Raw genomic sequence first — 20,072 nt, 5'->3', positions numbered from 1 at the left:
ATGGGTGATTGCATTAAGACTCGCCCACAGTAAAGTCCATGATTGCCCCCGTGACAAATGTGGGTAATCCGATAATCAATCTCATTAGTCGATTTGGTTCTTTGCATATGCTTAAACATCACTTTTGCGCATAAACGCAAACTGGTATCGTGCGCCGGCTCCGTTGGAGTGCGCGGCCGTGCGCGCAGATTTGCCGAGAACAGGACCTATATGTACGTATACGACGAATACGATCAGCGCATCATCGAGGACCGCGTCAAGCAGTTCCGTGATCAGACCCGACGCTATCTGGCAGGCGAGCTGAGCGAAGAAGAGTTTCGCCCTCTGCGCTTGCAAAATGGCCTTTATGTTCAGCGCTTTGCGCCAATGCTGCGGGTTGCCGTGCCCTATGGCCAACTCACTTCGCGCCAGACGCGAATGATGGCCAAAATTGCTCGCGACTTCGACAAGGGCTACGCCCACATCAGTACCCGCCAGAACGTGCAGTTCAACTGGCCGGCCCTGGAAGATGTGCCGGACATTCTGGAAGAACTGGCCACCGTGCAAATGCACGCGATCCAGACCAGCGGTAACTGCCTGCGCAACGTCACCACCGACCAGTTCGCCGGCGTTGCAGCCGATGAGGTGATCGACCCCCGCCCATGGTGCGAAATCGTTCGCCAGTGGACCACCTTCCACCCGGAATTCGCCTACCTGCCGCGCAAGTTCAAGATCGCTATCAATGGCTCGACCTCGGACCGCGCGGCGATTGAAGTCCACGACATTGGCCTGGAGCCGGTGTACAACGCCTCCGGTGAGTTGGGCTTCCGTGTGCTGGTGGGTGGCGGCCTCGGTCGTACCCCGGTGGTCGGCGCCTTCATCAACGAGTTCCTGCCGTGGAAAGACCTGTTGAGCTACCTCGACGCCATCCTGCGGGTCTACAACCGTTATGGCCGTCGTGATAACAAGTACAAGGCGCGGATCAAAATCCTGGTCAAGGCCCTGACGCCTGAAGTCTTTGCGCAGAAAGTCGACGCCGAGATGGAACACCTGCGCGGCGGCCAGACCACCCTGACCGACGCCGAAGTGCATCGCGTCACCAAGCACTTCGTCGATCCGGACTACAAGGCCCTGAGCAATCTGGACGCAGAGCTGGTCGAACTCGACCAGCAACATCCAGGCTTTGCCCGCTGGCGTGTGCGCAATACCCTGGCCCACAAGAAGCCAGGCTATGTCGCCGTGACCCTGTCGCTGAAACCAACCGGCGTAGCGCCGGGCGACATCACTGACAAGCAACTGGACGGCGTCGCCGACCTGGCCGAGCGCTACAGCTTCGGCCAACTGCGCACCTCCCACGAACAGAACATCATCCTGGCAGACGTTGAACAGAGCCAGTTGTTCACCCTGTGGGGCGAGTTGCGCGAACAAGGTTTCGCCACGCCGAACATCGGCCTGCTGACCGACATCATCTGCTGCCCGGGCGGTGACTTCTGCTCCCTGGCCAACGCCAAATCGATCCCGATTGCCGAATCGATCCAGCGCCGTTTCGACGACCTGGACTACCTGTTCGACATCGGCGAGCTGGACCTGAATATCTCCGGCTGCATGAACGCCTGTGGTCACCACCACGTCGGCCACATCGGCATCCTCGGGGTGGACAAAAAAGGCGCAGAATTCTACCAAGTGTCCCTGGGCGGCAGCGCCAGTCGCGATGCGAGCCTGGGCAAGATCCTGGGCCCGTCCTTCGCCCAGGAAGCCATGCCCGAGGTGATCGGCAAGTTGATCGACGTCTATATCGAGCAGCGCACCGAAGATGAGCGTTTCATCGACACCTACCAGCGCATCGGCATTGACCTGTTCAAGGAGCGTGTCTATGCAGCGAATCATTAAGAACAACGAAGTGGTCGACGAAACCTGGCACTTGCTGCCCAAGGACACGACCTTCGATGGCATTTCCAACTGCGACGACCTGATTGTGCCGCTGGCCCTCTGGCGCGAGCATGCTCACGCCCTCAAGGCCCGCGACGGCGGCCTGGGTGTATGGCTGGACGCCGATGAAGAAGCCGAAGAGATCGGTGACGACGTGGAACACTTCCAGGTCATCGCCCTGAACTTCCCGGCCTTTACCGACGGTCGCAACTACTCCAACGCCCGTTTGCTGCGTGACCGTTATGGTTACAAGGGTGAGTTGCGGGCGATTGGCGATGTACTACGCGACCAGCTGTTTTACCTGCGCCGCTGTGGGTTTGATGCCTATGCATTGCGTGCAGACAAAGACCCGTACGAAGCACTGGAAAGTCTCAAGGACTTCTCGGTGACGTACCAGGCGGCGACGGATGAGCCTTTGCCGTTGTTTCGCCGGCGTTAAGCTTTAGCCCGCCACACTAAGCCCTGAACCCCGGATAGCTGGAGTTCAGGGCTTTTTTGTGGGCGTTGAAACGATCGTCACCCGGTGAAACATCTTTCATATGGCCCAGGCCATGCCACTCAAGGTGAACATTGGCAACCATCGAGTTGTCCCCTATTGATCAGCTCACTGACGATTGGAGTTCTTCATGGCGAAAATCACCCTGGCCCAGCAACTGGCGACCACTCTTGAACAAGCAGGCATCAAACGCATCTGGGGCCTGACCGGCGACAGCCTCAATGGCCTCACCGACGCGCTGCGCACTATGGACAGCATCGAGTGGATGCATGTGCGCCACGAGGAAGTTGCCGCCTTTGCCGCCGGTGCAGAAGCCGCGGCCACTGGCGAGCTGACGGTGTGTGCCGGCAGTTGCGGGCCGGGCAACCTGCACTTGATCAATGGCCTGTTCGATTGCCACCGCAACCACGTCCCGGTGCTGGCCATTGCCGCGCAGATCCCGTCCTCTGAGATCGGCCTGAACTACTTCCAGGAAACCCATCCCCAGGAGCTGTTCAAGGAGTGCAGCCACTTTATTGAACTGGTGACCAACCCCGAACAGATGCCCCATGTACTGCACCGCGCCATGCGCTCGGCAATCCTCAATCGTGGCGTGGCGGTGGTGGTCATTCCTGGGGATGTGTCGCTGCTGGAAGTCGAAGACACATTCAAGCCCTGGCCCGCGTTGCTGGCGCCACGTACCTTGCCGGCGGTACAGGACCTGCAACGCCTGACCGACATCCTTGAGCACAGTAAATCCGTCACCCTGCTGTGCGGCAGCGGTTGCGCGGGAGCCCACGATGAAGTGGTGGCCCTGGCCGACGCCCTTGGCGCCCCGGTGGTACACGCGCTGCGAGGCAAGGAGCACGTGGAATGGGACAACCCCTTCGATGTCGGCATGACCGGGTTGATCGGCTTCAGCTCGGGCTATCACGCGATGCTCAACTGCGACACGCTGATCATGCTGGGCACCGATTTTCCCTATCGCCAGTTCTACCCCACCGACGCGAAGATCATCCAGGTCGACCGTAACCCCCAGGCCCTTGGTCGTCGCGCCACGCTGGACCTTGGGATCGCCGCCGATGTCAGCGAAACCATCCAGGCGCTGCTACCACGCCTGACCCGCAAGGCTGACCGCAGCTTCCTTGAGGCGTCCCTCAAACACTATGAAAAATCCCGGCAGGGCCTGGACGACCTGGCACAGCCATCAAAGGCCAACCGACCGATCCACCCGCAGTACGTCACCCGGCTGCTCAGCGAGCTGGCGGATGACGATGCCATCTTCACCGCCGATGTCGGCTCACCCACCGTGTGGGCGGCGCGTTATCTGAAGATGAATGGCAAACGCCGGCTGATCGGCTCGTTCAACCACGGTTCGATGGCCAACGCCATGCCCCAGGCCATCGGTGCCCAGGCAGCGTTTCCCGGGCGCCAGGTTATATCGTTGTCGGGAGACGGTGGTTTCAGCATGCTGATGGGCGATTTCATTTCCCTGGCGCAGTTGAACCTGCCGGTGAAAGTCATCGTCTACGACAACGCTTCATTGGGCTTCGTCGCCATGGAGATGAAGGCCGCCGGTTACCTAGACACTGGCACGGAGCTGAAAAACCCGGACTTTGCGGCCATGTCCAACGCCATGGGTATCCTGGGGATTCGCGTGGAGCAATCCGAAGACCTGGAGCCGGCGCTACGCCGTGCCCTGGCTCATGACGGCCCGGTGCTGGTGGATGTGGTGACGGCGACCCAGGAACTGGTCATGCCACCGAGCATCAAGCTGGAGCAAGCCAAGGGCTTCAGCCTGTATATGCTCAAGGCGGTGATGAGTGGACGCGGGGACGAGGTGATTGAGCTCGCGCGGACTAACTGGTTGCGGTAACCGAACACCACCCTGTGGCGAGCGGGCTTGCCCGCTCGCCACAACCTCAACCCTTCTGCTTTTCCACCCACTTTGCGTAGGCATCAATAAACGCTTGCAGGAACGGCTTGGTCTTCTCCGACACTCTCCCCGACTCATCAAACGCATTGCCAGCGCCGCCCAGGTAGGCTTCCGGCTGCTGCATGCAGGGCACGTCAAGGAACACCAGGGACTGGCGCAAATGGTGATTGGCGCCAAAACCACCGATAGCGCCAGGCGACACACTGATCACCGCACCAGGCTTGCCACTCCAGGCACTTTGGCCGTAAGGACGGGAGCCGACGTCGATCGCATTCTTCAGCGCGGCGGGCACAGAGCGGTTGTATTCGGGGGTCACGAACAACACCGCGTCGGATGAGCTCACGTGTTGACGGAAAGTACTGTAGGCTGCGGGCGGTATTGGGCCGTCAATGTCTTCGTTATAGAGCGGCAACTCGCCGATTTCGACAATATTGAGTTTGAGGTTGGCAGGTGCTAACTCGACCAATGCCAGGGCGACCTTACGGTTGATCGACTCTTTTCTCAAGCTGCCAACCAGTACGGCAATCGTGTAGACCTTGCTCATTGGGGTTTCCCGACGTCTGACTAAAGGAGCTTGTAGTTATAGAGCCTTCACGGCCCGACCACCAGCAGGTTCTGGCAATTCCCCTGACGTTCATCTTGCACTCGCCCGTGTAAGTAACGTCTGAAAAAGTCAACGAATAGTATTTTTTTTCCATAGGTAAACTACCCCGCTCCTCTACGGTCTACAGAACCGCAAATCGAGTGTTTATCTCCAGAGGTTCTAAACAGATGGCAGCAGTACTTGTCGGACAGTTCCATGCCAGAGACGCGGAAGGTCGCGTTTATTCCGTGCATGAGTTCCAGGAATCCACCCCGCCGCTCGACGGCCTGGCTGGCTCGGCGCCCACCACTACCTACAAGCTGGCCATTGGCGACCGTGTAGAAAAAATGGAAGGCGATGAATTCCGATTGATCCAGTCGGGCACCATAATCGTCCGCGAATCGCAAACGACCCACGCTTCATAAGACTTGGTTTCAATACAACGTCTCAGAGGCGAACCTGCTCAGTCCTGGCCATTGATGGCGTGGTGACTGGGCCGGGACGGCTCGACTCCCCCCTCCAGTACTTTTGCCTCCCTTATTCAAGCCTGTTCGCCGAGCATCACGTACTTATTTCTCGCGTTCCGACTTCCCCCATTGAATCCCCAATCGGCTGAACATAGACTCCGGGCATGCGTTTACGTCATATCGAAGTGATTCAGGCCATCTTGCAGACCGGACACCTCGGCACGGCCGCCGAATGGTTGCAACTGCCCGTGGCCGATGTTGACACCGCGCTCAAGGATGCCGAGCAACAATTGGGATTCATGCTCTTCGCCAGCGTGCGCGGGCGGCTGCAAGCTACCCGTGAAACCCTGGAACTGCAGGCCCACATCACTCATATCCATGAGGCGCTGGAGCCTCTGCAGCGCCTGGCCAGCAGCCTGAAACACCATCACTCCCCGACGCTACGCGCCCTCTGCACACCGCCACTGGCCAACCAACTGCTACCACAAAGCATTGCCCTGCTGCGTCGACGGTTCCAGGACACGCCGTGCAACCTGTCGAGCCAGCCAACCCGGGATATCGTCAAAAGCCTGCTGCTGCACGAAGCGGACCTGGGCCTGAGCCTGCATGATCCTGAACACCCGCAGATTCACAGCACCGTGCTGGCCCAGGGCAAACTGCAACTGCTGGCGCCCCACGGCTGGCTCAAGCCGCGACAGAAGTACATTGCGCTGCAGGAGTTGGCCGGCCAAGCAATGGTCGGCCTGGAGGGGCAAGATCCGCTGAGTCGATTGCTGGACAGCAAGCTACAGGCACTGCGGCCGCTGCCGGTAATCCAGACGCGGGTGCAGACTTACCAGATGATGCGCAGCATGGTGGAGGCCGGGGAAGGTCTGGCGATTGTCGATCCGTTCACCGCCAGCGGCGCGCGAGAAGCAGGGCTGGATGCCTGCCCGCTGTCACCACCGATTCTGGTGACGCTGTATGCATTGACGCTAAAAGACAGCGTCGCTTCCCCGGCGCTGAATGCCTTGGTGGAAATCGTCACGCAAAAGGCCGAGGGGTTGCTGGCGGGCGCTGTGACTTAACCCGAAGAGATCAAACCGCTTCCAGCTCTGACTTGAACAACCGATACCAGAAAATTGCCACTTCCCTGGTCTGCGGATCAATCCCGCGATACCGCAGGTGATCAATCCCGCCCATCACATACCCGCAACGCTCATACAAACGGCACGCGCCAAGATTGTTGTTCTGGGTTTCCAGCATCATTCCCTGCAGACTTTTCTTGCGGCTCCAGAACTGCGCCACATCCAGCAACGCCTTGGCCACCCCATGGCGACGCGCAGGCAGCACCACTGCCAGCTCATCAACGTGGGCAAAACCGTTCCAATTGGTGCTGACCACTACATGCCCCACAGGGCGGTCATCCAGGTAGGCCATGAACACCGCGCTGTCGGCTGCATCGCGGTAGCTGGCGAACTCTTGCGGGTCGATGCCGTAGCACTTGCGGTACGGCAAGATCTGCTCAAGCGCCCATTGATCGACACGCTTGCCGATCTCCGGTACGCCATAGGCGCTGACATCAAAACTGAAATCGTTGCCCCATACGTAGGGTTCAAATCCCTCGTCGGCGACTCGAACACTGAGCCCCGGGTACTTCGGATTCATTACAGCTTGCATAACCATCCTTAACACTTGATGCAATCGACGGTGTAACAACGACCACCGCCGTCGTCTTCGTGTTGCAATCCATGAACATCGGCAACAAAACCGGGAAAGCTGCTATCGAAGGTCCGGGCAAATGCCAGGTAATCAATGATCGAACGAGTCGATTCGGTAAAGCGTTCCCCCGGCATAATCAACGGAATGCCCGGTGGATAAGGCACCAGCATCACCGCTGCAACGCGCCCTGGCAAGGCATCGATGGACACGGCCTCGACTTCACCACGGACCAATTGATCGTAGGCATCCGCCGGTTTCATCGCAATCTCCGGCAAAACCGTGTACATCCGCTTGAGGTGTTTGGCCGTTGCGTTGCTGCGATAACAGCTGTGCAACTGATCGCACAGGTCTCGCAAACCCATGCCTTGATAACGCGCGCAGCCTGTTTGAAATACGCAAGGCAAACAGCTTGCAAGGCTGACATTGGCGTCGTAATTGCGTTTGAACTCCAGCAATTCGGTCAGCAGGGTACTCCACTTACCCTTGGTGATGCCCATGGAGAACAACACCAGAAACGAATAAAGACCGGTTTTCTCCACCACCAACCCACGCTCCCATAGAAATTTACTGACGACTGCGGCCGGAATTCCGCACTCACCAAGGGCGCCTCCCGCGGTCAGCCCGGGCATTACCAGAGTGACCTTGATCGGGTCCAGTAGCACGTAATCTTCGGTGATATCACCAAAACCGTGCCAGTCGGCCTGCGGTTGCAATAACCAATCAGCAGTCGCCACACGGTCAATACCCGCCACCGAAGGTGGCTGCCAGATGGAGAACCACCAGTCTTGCGCGCCAATGTGCTCACGCAGGTTGGCCAGCGCACGGCGAAAGCTCAGGGCCTCGTCAAACATTTCCTGTAGCAGAGAACGCCCCGCTGGCCCTTCCATCATTGCCGAGGCGACGTCCAGGGAGGCGATGATGCTGTACTGCGGCGACGTGGAGATATGCATCATGAACGCTTCGTTGAAGCGGTCGCGGTCCAGTTGTCGGGCGCCGCCGTCCTGCACATGGATCATCGATGCCTGGCTGAAGGCTGCCAGCAGCTTGTGAGTGGAATGGGTGGTGAACACCAGAGGGCTATCAGCCGTGCGTAAAGTGCCCATGCCGTAGCGGCCGGCAAAGAACTCATGGAAGGCCGCGTAGGCGTACCAGGCTTCGTCGAAGTGCAGCACCTCGACACTGTTGCCCAATTGCTGCTTGATCAGCTCGGCGTTGTAACACAAGCCGTCGTAGGTGGAGTTGGTGACCACGGCCAGCTTGACCTTTGGCGCCCGACCTCGGGTGAGCGGGCTGGCGTCGATCTTGGCGCGAATGGATTCAGGACTGAACTCACTCAAGGGAATGGGCCCGATAATGCCCAGCTCATTGCGTTCCGGGCACAGGTATATCGGGATGGCACCGGTCATGATGATCGAGTGCAGCACCGACTTGTGGCAGTTGCGGTCTACCAGTACCAGGTCATCGCGCGCGACCATGGAATGCCACACGATCTTGTTGGCGGTCGAGGTGCCATTGATCACAAAGAAGGTGTGATCGGCACCAAAGTTGCGCGCCGCCCGCGCTTCGGCTTCCGCCAGGGGGCCGGTGTGATCCAGCAGCGAACCCAGCTCCGGCACCGACACTGATAAATCCGAGCGCAGGGTGTTCTCCCCGAAGAACTGATGAAATGCCTGCCCCACCGGGCTCTTGCGATAGGCCACCCCACCGCCGTGGCCAGGGGTGTGCCAGGAATAATTGGAGTCAGCCGTGTGTTGCACCAAAGCCTTGAAGAACGGCGGCAAGAGGCCATCGAGGTAGGTGCGAGCGGCGCGGGCCACCTGTCGAGCCAGGAACGGCACCGTGTCTTCAAACAGGTAGAGAATGCCCCGCAACTGGTTGAGTTCACTCATGGCGTCAGCGGGGGCATTTTCCAGGGTCACTTGCTCACCCAGGGCGAAGATCGGCAGATGCGGCGCCCGCACTCGCGCCAGGCGAATCAGCTCAACCATGTTTTGCAGCAGATGGGTATTTTCCCCGGCGCCTTCGGCGGCGATCAGCATGCAGGCCAAGCCATGATGGGTCGAGGCCACCAGCCGGCCTTCGGCGTAATCCATCGCTGAGAAGATACTGAAGCCTTCCTGTTCCAGCTCCCGGGCGATGCCCCGGACCCGATCACCGGCGACGGTGTCGGCCTTGATGTCGCGATGCACGATAAGGATGGGGAACTTCAGGTCTTTGTACATGGGAGCTTGGCGTCCTGAGAGCAATGTACTCAGGGTAGAAGCTGGGGGCGGTTGTAGCGAATGAAGAGCGTCAAATGAGGGATTTCAACTGGCAATTGTCGAGCCCCAGCGAGGCTACGTCAGCCACACCGTCGTCCTCAAATCAGCTCCCAGCACCAAGTCGCCCCCACGCAGCCTCGCTAAAGCTTGACCGTGAACTGAGTCTCTACGGGAAGGCTATTGTTCGCACAGTTGGGTCCACAGCGCAGGAGCGCCAGCGGATTTCGCAATCGCCTCCAGGCGTGCCGCATGCTCGGCCATGTCCTGCTCGCTGGCACGAATGATTGCGGTGGGCGTGCGATCGGCCGGCAGGCGGCGAATTTGCGAAGACCGATTGCCGGAGCCTTCTGCCGAACCGTTGCCATCCGAGGCATTACCCGCCAGGGACAGGCTGGTCTGCCCGCCGGTCATGGTCAGGTAGACGTCGGCCAGAATCTCGGAGTCGAGCAAGGCGCCGTGCAGCTCACGGCCGGAGTTGTCGACGCCATAGCGTTTGCACAAGGCATCGAGGCTGTTGCGCTGGCCCGGGTGACGTCCACGGGCCATCATCAGGGTGTCGAGGATCGAGCAGTGCCGGGTGATATCGGCGCGATCCGTCTGACCCATCAGGGCGAATTCGTTATTGATGAAGCCGACGTCAAACGCCGCGTTATGGATAATCAACTGGGCGCCGTTGATGAATTCAAAGAACTCATCAGCGACTTCGGCAAAATGCGGCTTGCCCACCAGGAATTCGTTGGTAATGCCGTGGACGCCGATGGCGCCCTCGTCACTTTCCCGGTCCGGTTGCAGGTACACGTGGAAGTGGCGGCCGGTGAGGCGGCGTCCCATCAGCTCGACACAACCGATTTCAATGATCCGGTGGCCGTCGGTCACCGGCATGCCGGTGGTTTCGGTATCGAGTACAACAGATCGGATGGCCATCAGGGTTCAGCTCTCAACGGGTCGGTGTATTTCAAGGGGCGGGATATTAGCACGTCATGCCACAGACGGCCCAAGGCCGACATGCAACGGGCAACAGCGATTGCTGCTCTATAAGCCCGCCGCAACACAGGGACTATGCACCGCCCGCCTTTAGCTCTGCTTGTAACCCCGCACGTCATCCACACCGCGATTGGCCAACTGATCGGCCCGTTCGTTGCCGGGATGCCCGATGTGCCCGCGAACCCACTTCCAGGTGATGTTGTGGCGATTGCATTGCTCATCGAGCAACTTCCATAGGTCGGCATTTTTCACCGGTTCCTTGGCCGCAGTCTTCCAGCCGCGCTTCTTCCAGTTGACCATCCACTCGTTGATGCCTTTCATGACGTACTGGGAGTCGGTCACCAGCAGCACGTCGCAACGGCGCTTGAGTTCTTCAAGGCCGCGAATGGCACCCATCAGTTCCATGCGGTTGTTGGTGGTGTTGGCTTCGCCGCCCCACAGTTCCTTCTCCACGCCCTGGCACACCAGCAAGGCGCCCCAACCGCCGGGACCAGGATTGCCCTTGCAGGCACCATCGGTGAAGAGTTCTACGCTATCGGTCATTGCATACTTTCCATAAAAGCCGGGGGCCATCAAAGCGGGCTGCCGATAATCGACCAGCAAAACCCGAGGCCGAGAAACTCGACCGAAATACTAAAGAGTGTTTTATTGCTCGCTGGACCGGCGATTGACCTTGGCCATCGGCATCGGCACCAGCTTGCCTATCCGTTCGCGCCGGACCTGGCTCACTGGCCGTAGCCCGACCACAATCTTGCGGGCCACCAGTAAATAGAAACCACCACCGGACAACTGCCAGGCTCCGGCTTTGCGCTCCCATCCTGCCAGGCGGCCCTGCCACTTGGTCGACGCGAGCGGCGGACGATAGCACCCGAAGCGGCGTTTCTCCAGCGCGAAGCCCAGCAGGTTAAGCCAGTCACCCACCCGTGACGGCGAGATGCAGCGGGCCTGGCGCAACCCGTCATGGGCGAACACATGCCGCAGGCCCCACGAGCTCCAGGGATTGATGCCGACGATCAGCAAATGGCCACCAGGGCGCACGCTGCTGGCGGCCTCGCGCAGCAATCCATGGGGAGATAGGCAGAAATCCAGGCCATGTTGCAGCACCACCACATCGGCGGCGTGCTCGCTCAACGGCCAGGCCTGCTCCTCGCAGACAATCTCCACCCCCGGCAACGGAGCGCCCAGGCGCACATTGCGCTGTACCTGGGGCGCAACCGGCGGAGGCTGTGCCGAGGGACCGTAGTGCACCAGATAACCGCCGAAGAACCGCCCCAGTTCGTCTTCGAGCATGCGCCGCTCTTCATCCAGCAAAAATTGCCCGATAGGCCCGGACAGCCATTCACGGGCGCCGCCGATCAGGGCCAGCCACTCGGGATCGGCCTGGGCGAACGCTTTATCAGTCATTGCATTCTCCAACTCACCAAGACGTTCTAAGATGCACCAATGTGTTCAGCTTGGCGAATCAAAGAATGATACAGATCAGTGCCCTGCCCGCCTTCACCGATAACTACATCTGGTTGTTACAGGATCATCGCAGCCATCGCTGCGCGGTAGTCGATCCCGGTGACGCCGCGCCCGTCCTGGGTTGGCTCAAGCAGCATCCGGAGTGGACCCTCAGCGATATCCTAGTCACTCACCATCACCATGATCATGTCGGTGGCGTCGAGCAACTGAAAAGTATTTCAGGCGCAACGGTTTATGGCCCGGCGAATGAACAGATCCCAGCCCGGGACGTCGCCCTGAACGATAATGACCGCATCACCGTGCTGGGTTTGGAGTTCGACGTCTTCGCCGTGCCCGGCCATACCTTGGGGCACATTGCCTTCTATCATCACGGCCTGCTGTTTTGTGGCGACACCCTGTTCGCCGCGGGTTGCGGTCGACTGTTTGAAGGCACCCCCGAGCAGATGCATGTTTCTCTGGAACGTCTGGCTGCCCTACCCGCCGACACCCTGGTCTACTGCGCCCACGAGTACACCCAAAGCAACCTCAAATTTGCCCAGGCCGTGGAACCGGATAACGCCGATATCGCCGAGCGAGTGGAAAAAGTCCGTCAGTTGCGAGCCAGCGGCAAGATGACACTGCCTTCGACCCTAGCCCTGGAAAAACTCACGAACCCTTTCCTGCGCACCTCGGAAACATCTGTTAAAGAAAAAGCGGACGAACGGAATGGCCTGGATAACCGGTCCGGGAGCGCGGTTTTTGCTAGCTTGCGGTCTTGGAAAGATACGTTCTAAGAAGACAGGTTCTGGTACGAAATTTCTGAATGGTTGACCGCAATCAAAGCGCTTTCTAGAATCGCCCGACATTTTTGCCCGGAACTAACTTCCAGCCAATGTCGTCATCTATTCGTAAATCCAACCATTCAGACGCATTGACCCGCTTGGCTCAAGCCATTGCGGTGGCTGTCTCCGCGACTCTGGCGGGCTGCCAAACGACTAATTTCGCTGCACAATCCACCGTGCAACCCAAACCCATTCTTGCTGCCAAGATCAAGCAAAAGCCCCTTTGGTTATCAGAGAAACCAAGCCCCCAGGTGCCCCAGGATGTCTGGGAACGCATGCGCCAGGGTTTCCAATTGCAGGACGGGGTGGGCGTCAACCCGCGCATCGAGCAACAGCGCTTGTGGTTTGCCAGCAATCCATCCTTCCTGGAGAACGCCGGCGAACGCGGCAGTCTCTATATTCATTACATCGTCGAACGCCTTGAAGAGCGCAACATGCCCCTGGAGCTGGCGCTGCTGCCAGTGATTGAAAGCGCCTACAACCCGATGGCCTATTCACGCAGCGATGCGGTCGGCTTGTGGCAGTTCATTCCTTCCACCGGGCGCTACTTCAACCTGCGCCAGACCCGCGCCTATGATGGCCGCCGCGACATCACCGCCTCCACCACCGCCGCCCTGGACTATCTGACACGTCTGCATGACATGTTCAACGGCGACTGGTTGCTGGCCCTCGCAGCCTATAACGCGGGTGAAGGTACGGTCAGCCGGGCCATCGAGCGCAACGAAAAACTCGGTTTGCCGACGGACTACTGGAACCTGCCACTGCCCCAGGAAACCAAGGACTACGTGCCCAAGTTCCTGGCGCTGTCCCAGGTGGTGCTGGCCCCCGAGGCCTACGGCGTCAACCTGAACCCGATCGCCAACACGCCCTATTTCGAAGTGGTCGAAGTCAAGCAAAGCATGGACCTGTCCCGGGTCGCGGCGCTGGCAGAGATCGACGAAGACGAATTGTTCCAGCTTAACCCGGCCCTCAAACAGCGCACGACCCTGGATGGCCCCCAGCATTTGCTGGTGCCGACGTCCAAGGCGCAGTTGCTGGCCAGCAGCCTGTCGGCGATGAATCCCGAGGAGTTGCTGAGCCTGCGACCGAAAAAGCCGGTGTTCGACGAAGTGGAACACAAGGCCATCGCCGGTCGCTCGCGCAGCTACAAGGTCAAGAGCGGTGACAACCTGACGTTCATTGCCAAGGCCAACAAGGTCGATGTCCATGACCTGCAGCGCTGGAACAAGCTAAACGGCCAGAGCCTCAAGGTCGGCCAGACCCTGGTCATGCAAGACACCCGCAAGGTGATGGCCAAGGCCGGCGGCAAGAAACCGGCGCAGTACAAGGTCAAGAAAGGCGACTCGCTGTACATCGTGGCCAAGCGCTTCAACGTTGAGATGCAACATCTCAAGCGTTGGAACCCGCGTACTGGCCTGGCGCTGAAGCCGGGGCAGATGCTGGTGGTTTCCGGACCGCGCTAACTGACAAAACCTCTTGGGGCTGACTTATTTGTCGGATCGCCGCACCGCTGCATTGGGCTGCGCAGCAGCCCCATTAAGGTATACATATTCCGAGGGCCGCTTCGCGGCCCAACGCGGGCAAGCCCGTTCGCCACAATAACTAGCTCTCACCTCGGATAGCCGCCATCTTTAACAACCTTTTTCCAGCCGGAACAAGCTGTTACTGTACCGATCATAAAGCCCAAGCCGCCTGGATCGGATCTCTGACTTGAAGCGTTCCCTCCTTCTACTAATAAGTCTGGCCTTGAGCTTTTCCGCGAACGCCACCATTACCGAGAGCCACGGTTATGCGCAGTTCGGCACGCTCAAGTACCCGGCCAAATTCACCCACTTCGACTGGGTAAACCCCGCAGCGCCCAAGGGCGGCACCTTGCGGGTCATGGCCGCGGGCACCTTCGACACCCTCAACCCTTATACCTTCAAGGGTACGAGCCCGGTGTCCACTGCCAATTTCCTGCAATACGGCGTCAACGAGCTTAACGAGCCGCTGATGGTCGGGACCGGCCAATACGCCCCCTCCGGCGATGAACCCACCTCCAGCTACGGCCTGATCGCGCAATCGGTGGAATACAGCGAGGACCGCAGTTGGGTGGTGTTCAACCTGCGCCCGCAAGCCCGTTTCCACGATGGCAAGCCGATCACCGCCTACGACGTTGCGTTCTCTTATCGCACGCTGCTGACCGAAGGCCACCCGCAATACCGCACCAACCTTCAGGAAGTGGCGCGGGTAGACATCCTCAATCGTCATCGCATCCGCTTTGTGTTCAAGCGCGCCGGCAATCCGCTGCTGATCCTGCGCCTGGGCGAGTTACCGGTGCTGCCCCAGCACTACTGGAAAAACCGCGACTTCAAGGCCACCACGTTCGAGCCCCCGCTGGGCAGCGGGCCCTATCGGATCGCCAAGGTCCAGCCGGGCCGGCGACTGGTGTTCGAGCGGGTCACGGACTATTGGGGCAAGGACCTGGCAGTCAACCGTGGCTTTTACAACTACAACAAGGTCGAGGTGGAGTTCTACCGCGATAGTGACGTGGCGTTTGAAGCCTTCAAGGCCGGTGAGTTCGATATCTATATCGAGCATCAGGCGAAAAACTGGGCCAACGGCTACAACTTCCCGGCGGTCAATCGTGGCGACGTGATCAAGGCGCAGATCGCCCACCAGATCCCGACCCAGAGCCAAGGCCTGTTCATGAACAGCCGACGCCCGACTTTCAGCCAAACCAAGGTCCGCGAAGCCCTGGGGCTAATGTTCGACTTCGAGTGGACCAACCGCACCCTGTTCAGCGGCGCCTACAAGCGCACGCTCAGCTACTACCCCAACAGCGAATTCGCCGCCACCGGGGTACCGGTGGGCCATGAATGGCTGATGCTCTCGCCTTATCGCGAGCAACTGCCGGCCAACCTCCTCACCCAGGCCTTCAGTTTGCCCCAGACCGACGGGCGCGGCATTCCTCGAGACACCCTGCGTCGAGCCCTGGCACTACTGGCCGAAGCCGGCTGGAAGCTTTCCGGCCAGCGCCTGCTCAACAGCGAGGGGCAGCCACTGCGCTTCGAGATACTGCTGGTCAACCCGAACCTGGAACGAATCCTTCAGCCTTATGTGGAGAATCTGACGAGCATCGGTATCGACGCCCGCTTGCGCACCGTTGACCGGGCGCAGTACAAGCAACGCCTCGATCAATTCGACTTCGACATGATTCTGATGACTCTCAACCAGACCCTGAGCCCGGGCCTTGAGCAGTGGCAGTATTTCCACTCCAGCCAGGCCGGGATCAAGGGCAGCAAGAATTACGCAGGCATCGCCAACCCGGTGATCGACCATCTGCTGGAACAACTGTTGGCCGCGCAGACCCGCGACGAGCAACTGGCAGCGGGCCGGGCCCTGGATCGGGTCCTGCTTTGGCAGCACTACAGCATTCCCAACTGGTACCTCAACTATCATCGCCTGGCGTACCGCAATCGGTTCGCCTTCGTCACCACGCCGCCCTACAGCCTGGGCCTGAGCGCATGGTGGCTGAAAGCTTCGGAGAAAGCCCAATGATGTCTTTGCGTACTGCGATTCTCAGCGGCCTGTTGTTCTGTGCTGCGGCCAATGCCGCGCCGCAACATGCCCTGACCCTCTATGACGAACCGCCCAAGTACTCCGCCGGTTTCAAACACGTCGACTATGTAAATCCCGACGCGCCCAAGGGCGGCACCTTTCGCGAGTCCACTATGGGTGGTTTCGACAGCCTCAATCCCTTCATCAACAAGGGCGTAGCAGCGGACAACATCACCCTGGTCTACGACACCCTCGCCCAACAAGGCCTCGACGAGCCCATTACCGAATACGGCCTGATTGCCGGCAAGATCGAAAAAGCCCCCGACAACAGCTGGGTGCGTTTCTACCTGCGACCCGAAGCACGCTTCAATGATGGCCACCCGGTGCGCGCCGAAGACGTGGTATTCAGCTTCCAGACCTTGATGAAACAAGGCTCGCCGATCTATCGCACCTACTACGCTGACGTCGACGAAGTGGTGGCCGAAGACCCACTGCGGGTGTTGTTCAAGTTCAAGCGCACCAACAACCGCGAACTGCCGCTGATCCTCGGTCAGTTGCCGGTACTGCCCAAGCATTGGTGGGCGACTCGGGACTTTGCCAAGGGCAACCTGGAGGTCCCACTGGGCAGCGGGCCGTACAAGGTCGTCGAGGTCAAGCCCGGCCGGTCGATTCGCTACGAGCGGGTCAAGGACTACTGGGGCAAGGACCTGCCGATCAACAAGGGGTTGTACAACTTCGATTACCGAGTCACCGACTATTACCGCGACAACACCGTTGCACTGGAAGCACTCAAGGCCGGCCAGTTCGATTACTGGCAGGAAATCAGTGCGAAAAACTGGGCCAACGCCTACAACATTCCAGCCGTCACCCAGGGCCGCCTGATCAAGGAAGAGATCCCCAATGGCAACCCGACCGGGATGCAGGGTTTCGTCTTCAATATTCGCAAGCCCATGTTCCAGGATGTGCGCATACGCAAGGCCATCAGCCTGCTGCTGGACTTTGAATGGAGCAACAAGCAACTGTTCAACGGCGCCTACACCCGCAGCCGCAGTTACTTTGAAAACTCGGACATGGCGGCCATCGGCCTGCCCGGCCCCGAAGAGTTGGCAATTCTTGAACCGCTGCGCGACAAGATCCCGCCCCAGGTATTCACTGAAGCCTTCCAACCGGCAAAAACTGATGCCAGCGGCATGATCCGCACCCAGCAGCGCGAAGCCTATCAACTGTTACAAGAGGCCGGCTGGCGCATCGTCGACGACAAGATGGTCGACGCCACCGGCAAGCCGGTGGCCATCGAGTTCCTCCTGGCCCAGACCGAGTTCGAGCGCATTTTGTTGCCGTTCAAGCGCAACCTGTCGGACTTGGGGATAGACCTGGTGATTCGTCGGGTCGACGTCTCTCAATACATTAACCGCATCCGCTCCCGCGACTTCGACATGGTGGTGGGCAGCTTCCCGCAATCCTCCTCACCAGGTAACGAGCAGCGTGAGTTCTGGAAATCTTCCAGCGCCGACAATCCGGGCAGCCGTAACTACATCGGCCTGAAAGACCCGGCCATCGACCAGTTGGTGGAAGAGCTGATCGACGCCGGCTCGCGCAAAAGCCTGATAGCCCACGCCAAGGCCCTGGACCGGGTGCTGCAGTTCGGCTACTACGTGATCCCCAACTGGCACATCAAGACCTACCGAGTGGCCTACTGGGATCACCTCGGCCACCCGAAAGTCCCGCCGCGCTATGACGTCGGCATCAACACCTGGTGGATCAAGCCCGACGCCAAACCTGCCGTCACCCTGGACACAGACCCAACCGCCGATCCGGCGAGCGGAGGCGATTAACATGCTGGCCTATATTTTTCGCCGACTGCTGCTGATTATCCCGACCCTGTTCGGCATCCTGCTGATCAACTTCGTCATCATCCAGGCCGCTCCCGGTGGTCCGGTAGAACAGATGATCGCCAAGCTCGAAGGCTTTGAAGGCGCCACCAGCCGAATTGCCGGCGGCGGCGCTGAAGTGTCGGTGGCCGGCTCCAGCTACCGTGGTGCCCAGGGTCTGGACCCGGCGCTGGTCAAGGAAATCGAGAAGATGTACGGCTTCGACAAGTCGGCGCCGGAGCGCCTGTGGATCATGATAAAGAACTACGCCAGGCTGGATTTCGGCGACAGTTTTTTCCGTGACGCCAAGGTCATCGACCTGATCAAGGAAAAGATGCCGGTGTCCATCTCCCTCGGGCTGTGGAGCACCCTGATCATGTACCTGGTGTCGATCCCGCTGGGGATCGCCAAGGCCACCCGCCATGGCAGCCACTTCGACGTCTGGACCAGTTCGGCGATCATCGTCGGCTATGCGATACCGGCGTTCCTGTTTGCGATTCTGCTGATCGTGATGTTTGCCGGTGGCAGTTATTTCGACTGGTTTCCCTTGCGAGGACTGACCTCCAATAACTTTGACGAGTTGAGCTGGGGCGCCAAGGTACTCGATTATTTCTGGCACCTGGCGTTGCCCGTCACCGCCCTGGTAATCGGCAACTTCGCCACCATGACCTTGCTGACCAAAAACAGCTTCCTCGATGAGATCAACAAGCAATACGTGGTGACCGCCAAGGCCAAGGGCCTGACCAACCATCGCGTGCTCTACGGCCATGTGTTTCGCAACGCCATGCTGCTGGTGATCGCTGGTTTTCCTTCGGCGTTTATCGGCATCTTCTTTACCGGCTCGTTGCTGGTGGAAGTGATCTTCTCCCTCGACGGCCTGGGCCTGATGAGTTTTGAAGCGGCGATCAACCGCGACTACCCGGTGGTGTTTGGCACGCTGTTTATCTTCACCTTGCTGGGGCTGGTGGTGAAGCTGATCGGCGACCTCACCTACACCCTGGTGGACCCACGCATCGACTTCGAAAGCCGGGAGCATTGAGATGAATCTATCCCCCCTCAATCGCCGTCGTTTCGAGCGCTTCAAGGCCAATAAGCGTGGCTGGTGGTCGCTGTGGCTGTTCCTGATTTTGTTCGGCGCAAGCCTGGGCGCCGAACTGATCGCCAACGACAAACCGCTGGCGGTGCATTACGACGGCGACTGGTATTTCCCGGCCCTCAAGCGCTACCCGGAAACCACCTTCGGCGGCGAGTTCCCCCTGGAAGCCAACTACAAAAGCCCGTACATCCGTGAGCTGCTCAAGGCCAAGGACGCCTGGACCCTATGGGCACCGATCCCTTATAGCTACCAGAGCATCAACTACGACCTGAAAGTCCCGGCCCCTGCCCCGCCTTCCGCGGACAACCTGCTGGGCACCGACGACCAGGGCCGCGATGTGCTGGCGCGCGTGATTTACGGCTTCCGTATTTCGGTACTGTTTGCCCTGACATTAACGGTACTCAGCTCGATCATCGGCGTGGTGGCCGGTGCGTTGCAGGGTTTCTATGGCGGCTGGGTCGACTTGGTCGGGCAGCGGTTCCTGGAGATCTGGTCGGGTTTGCCGGTGCTGTACCTGCTGATCATCCTCGCCAGTTTCGTGCAACCGAACTTCTGGTGGCTGCTGGGGATCATGCTGCTGTTTTCCTGGATGAGCCTGGTGGACGTGGTGCGCGCCGAGTTCCTGCGTGGGCGCAACCTGGAATACGTGCGCGCGGCCAGGGCCCTGGGCATGCAGAATGGCGCGATCATGTTCCGTCATATCCTGCCCAACGCCATGGTCTCGACCATGACCTTCATGCCGTTCATTCTGACTGGCGCCATCGGTACCCTGACCGCCCTGGACTTCCTGGGCTTTGGCCTGCCAGCCGGTTCACCGTCTCTGGGTGAATTGGTGGCCCAGGGTAAATCCAACCTGCAAGCGCCGTGGCTGGGCATGAGTGCCTTTGCCGTGCTGGCGATCATGTTGAGTTTGCTGGTGTTTATCGGCGAGTCCGCTCGCGATGCCTTCGACCCGAGGAAATGAG

17 protein-coding genes are annotated in these 20,072 nt (G+C 59.4%); 11 read left to right on the top strand and 6 right to left on the bottom strand.

Features of this window, described 5'->3' with window-relative positions:
• Positions 1 to 210: 210 nt before the first annotated feature.
• From AAEZ06_RS18595 to poxB, 3 genes are all read left to right on the top strand, one after another.
• Positions 211 to 1,869, top strand: a complete 1,659-nt coding sequence (locus AAEZ06_RS18595; protein WP_350615538.1) for a nitrite/sulfite reductase — start codon at positions 211 to 213, stop codon at positions 1,867 to 1,869.
• Entirely contained in the window at positions 1,853 to 2,347 is a 495-nt protein-coding gene (locus tag AAEZ06_RS18590) for a DUF934 domain-containing protein (protein ID WP_133103220.1), read from the top strand. The genes AAEZ06_RS18595 and AAEZ06_RS18590 overlap by 17 nt, the downstream gene beginning before the upstream one ends.
• A 187-nt stretch (positions 2,348 to 2,534) precedes the next feature.
• Positions 2,535 to 4,259 (top strand): ubiquinone-dependent pyruvate dehydrogenase, encoded by a 1,725-nt coding sequence (poxB, locus tag AAEZ06_RS18585; RefSeq protein ID WP_149414988.1) that lies wholly within the window; start codon positions 2,535 to 2,537, stop codon positions 4,257 to 4,259.
• Between the two features lie 46 nt (positions 4,260 to 4,305).
• Here the strand turns inward: poxB and AAEZ06_RS18580 are convergent, their stop codons facing one another.
• Positions 4,306 to 4,863, bottom strand: coding sequence for an NADPH-dependent FMN reductase (locus AAEZ06_RS18580; RefSeq protein ID WP_149414989.1), 558 nt, complete (start codon positions 4,861 to 4,863; stop codon positions 4,306 to 4,308).
• Between the two features lie 227 nt (positions 4,864 to 5,090).
• On the opposite strand from AAEZ06_RS18580, the gene AAEZ06_RS18575 reads away from it, so the two are divergent.
• Together AAEZ06_RS18575 and AAEZ06_RS18570 are read left to right on the top strand one after the other, a co-directional pair.
• Positions 5,091 to 5,327, top strand: coding sequence for a hypothetical protein (locus AAEZ06_RS18575; RefSeq protein ID WP_133103217.1), 237 nt, complete (start codon positions 5,091 to 5,093; stop codon positions 5,325 to 5,327).
• Positions 5,328 to 5,533: 206 nt separating this feature from the next.
• Positions 5,534 to 6,436 (top strand): LysR substrate-binding domain-containing protein, encoded by a 903-nt coding sequence (locus AAEZ06_RS18570; protein WP_350615535.1) that lies wholly within the window; start codon positions 5,534 to 5,536, stop codon positions 6,434 to 6,436.
• Positions 6,437 to 6,446: 10 nt separating this feature from the next.
• Here the strand turns inward: AAEZ06_RS18570 and AAEZ06_RS18565 are convergent, their stop codons facing one another.
• The 5 genes from AAEZ06_RS18565 to AAEZ06_RS18545 all read right to left on the bottom strand — a co-directional run bounded on the left by AAEZ06_RS18565 (position 6,447) and on the right by AAEZ06_RS18545 (position 11,719).
• On the bottom strand, positions 6,447 to 7,016 hold the full coding sequence (locus tag AAEZ06_RS18565; protein ID WP_149415002.1) for a GNAT family N-acetyltransferase: 570 nt from the start codon (positions 7,014 to 7,016) through the stop codon (positions 6,447 to 6,449).
• A gap of 20 nt (positions 7,017 to 7,036) precedes the next feature.
• Positions 7,037 to 9,292, bottom strand: coding sequence for an Orn/Lys/Arg family decarboxylase (locus AAEZ06_RS18560; protein WP_149414991.1), 2,256 nt, complete (start codon positions 9,290 to 9,292; stop codon positions 7,037 to 7,039).
• A gap of 216 nt (positions 9,293 to 9,508) precedes the next feature.
• On the bottom strand, positions 9,509 to 10,249 hold the full coding sequence (gene dnaQ / locus AAEZ06_RS18555; protein WP_178114538.1) for a DNA polymerase III subunit epsilon: 741 nt from the start codon (positions 10,247 to 10,249) through the stop codon (positions 9,509 to 9,511).
• A gap of 156 nt (positions 10,250 to 10,405) precedes the next feature.
• A complete protein-coding gene (rnhA, locus tag AAEZ06_RS18550; protein ID WP_149414993.1) occupies positions 10,406 to 10,858 on the bottom strand; it encodes a ribonuclease HI in 453 nt (150 codons plus the stop codon).
• Between the two features lie 102 nt (positions 10,859 to 10,960).
• On the bottom strand, positions 10,961 to 11,719 hold the full coding sequence (locus AAEZ06_RS18545; RefSeq protein ID WP_350615533.1) for a class I SAM-dependent methyltransferase: 759 nt from the start codon (positions 11,717 to 11,719) through the stop codon (positions 10,961 to 10,963).
• Positions 11,720 to 11,784: 65 nt separating this feature from the next.
• Here AAEZ06_RS18545 and gloB point away from each other — a divergent pair, with 65 nt between their 5' ends.
• The 6 genes from gloB (at position 11,785) to AAEZ06_RS18515 (ending at position 20,071) form a co-directional block, all read left to right on the top strand.
• Positions 11,785 to 12,552, top strand: a complete 768-nt coding sequence (gloB, locus tag AAEZ06_RS18540) for a hydroxyacylglutathione hydrolase (protein ID WP_350615531.1) — start codon at positions 11,785 to 11,787, stop codon at positions 12,550 to 12,552.
• A 98-nt stretch (positions 12,553 to 12,650) separates the two neighbouring features.
• A complete protein-coding gene (locus tag AAEZ06_RS18535; RefSeq protein ID WP_149414996.1) occupies positions 12,651 to 14,063 on the top strand; it encodes a lytic transglycosylase domain-containing protein in 1,413 nt (470 codons plus the stop codon).
• A 247-nt stretch (positions 14,064 to 14,310) separates the two neighbouring features.
• Complete coding sequence (locus AAEZ06_RS18530) at positions 14,311 to 16,140, top strand: extracellular solute-binding protein (RefSeq protein WP_350615528.1); 1,830 nt, start codon at positions 14,311 to 14,313, stop codon at positions 16,138 to 16,140.
• Positions 16,137 to 17,975, top strand: a complete 1,839-nt coding sequence (locus AAEZ06_RS18525; RefSeq protein WP_350615526.1) for an extracellular solute-binding protein — start codon at positions 16,137 to 16,139, stop codon at positions 17,973 to 17,975. Before AAEZ06_RS18530 ends, AAEZ06_RS18525 begins: the two co-directional genes overlap by 4 nt.
• A gap of 1 nt (position 17,976) precedes the next feature.
• The gene (locus AAEZ06_RS18520) at positions 17,977 to 19,050 is read left to right on the top strand and encodes a microcin C ABC transporter permease YejB (protein WP_350615524.1); all 1,074 of its coding nucleotides are present in this window, start codon (positions 17,977 to 17,979) and stop codon (positions 19,048 to 19,050) included.
• Position 19,051: 1 nt separating this feature from the next.
• On the top strand, positions 19,052 to 20,071 hold the full coding sequence (locus AAEZ06_RS18515; RefSeq protein WP_133103206.1) for an ABC transporter permease: 1,020 nt from the start codon (positions 19,052 to 19,054) through the stop codon (positions 20,069 to 20,071).
• Position 20,072 lies beyond the last annotated feature (1 nt).

The organism is Pseudomonas sp. HY7a-MNA-CIBAN-0227, assembly GCF_040310325.1.
Classification (GTDB): domain Bacteria; phylum Pseudomonadota; class Gammaproteobacteria; order Pseudomonadales; family Pseudomonadaceae; genus Aquipseudomonas.
This window is presented reverse-complemented; position numbering and strand designations above follow the sequence as displayed.

What these genes read in the sequence shown, in the direction of transcription:
- rnhA (WP_149414993.1), bottom strand. Translation starts at nt 10,858, where the DNA reads ATGACCGATAGCGTAGAACTCTTCACCGATGGTGCCTGCAAGGGCAAT.
- AAEZ06_RS18525 (WP_350615526.1), top strand. Translation starts at nt 16,137, where the DNA reads ATGATGTCTTTGCGTACTGCGATTCTCAGCGGCCTGTTGTTCTGTGCT.
- AAEZ06_RS18520 (WP_350615524.1), top strand. Translation starts at nt 17,977, where the DNA reads ATGCTGGCCTATATTTTTCGCCGACTGCTGCTGATTATCCCGACCCTG.
- AAEZ06_RS18535 (WP_149414996.1), top strand. Translation starts at nt 12,651, where the DNA reads ATGTCGTCATCTATTCGTAAATCCAACCATTCAGACGCATTGACCCGC.
- AAEZ06_RS18545 (WP_350615533.1), bottom strand. Translation starts at nt 11,719, where the DNA reads ATGACTGATAAAGCGTTCGCCCAGGCCGATCCCGAGTGGCTGGCCCTG.
- AAEZ06_RS18560 (WP_149414991.1), bottom strand. Translation starts at nt 9,292, where the DNA reads ATGTACAAAGACCTGAAGTTCCCCATCCTTATCGTGCATCGCGACATC.
- AAEZ06_RS18595 (WP_350615538.1), top strand. Translation starts at nt 211, where the DNA reads ATGTACGTATACGACGAATACGATCAGCGCATCATCGAGGACCGCGTC.
- AAEZ06_RS18515 (WP_133103206.1), top strand. Translation starts at nt 19,052, where the DNA reads ATGAATCTATCCCCCCTCAATCGCCGTCGTTTCGAGCGCTTCAAGGCC.
- AAEZ06_RS18570 (WP_350615535.1), top strand. Translation starts at nt 5,534, where the DNA reads ATGCGTTTACGTCATATCGAAGTGATTCAGGCCATCTTGCAGACCGGA.
- AAEZ06_RS18580 (WP_149414989.1), bottom strand. Translation starts at nt 4,863, where the DNA reads ATGAGCAAGGTCTACACGATTGCCGTACTGGTTGGCAGCTTGAGAAAA.
- poxB (WP_149414988.1), top strand. Translation starts at nt 2,535, where the DNA reads ATGGCGAAAATCACCCTGGCCCAGCAACTGGCGACCACTCTTGAACAA.
- gloB (WP_350615531.1), top strand. Translation starts at nt 11,785, where the DNA reads ATGATACAGATCAGTGCCCTGCCCGCCTTCACCGATAACTACATCTGG.
- AAEZ06_RS18590 (WP_133103220.1), top strand. Translation starts at nt 1,853, where the DNA reads ATGCAGCGAATCATTAAGAACAACGAAGTGGTCGACGAAACCTGGCAC.
- AAEZ06_RS18575 (WP_133103217.1), top strand. Translation starts at nt 5,091, where the DNA reads ATGGCAGCAGTACTTGTCGGACAGTTCCATGCCAGAGACGCGGAAGGT.
- AAEZ06_RS18565 (WP_149415002.1), bottom strand. Translation starts at nt 7,016, where the DNA reads ATGAATCCGAAGTACCCGGGGCTCAGTGTTCGAGTCGCCGACGAGGGA.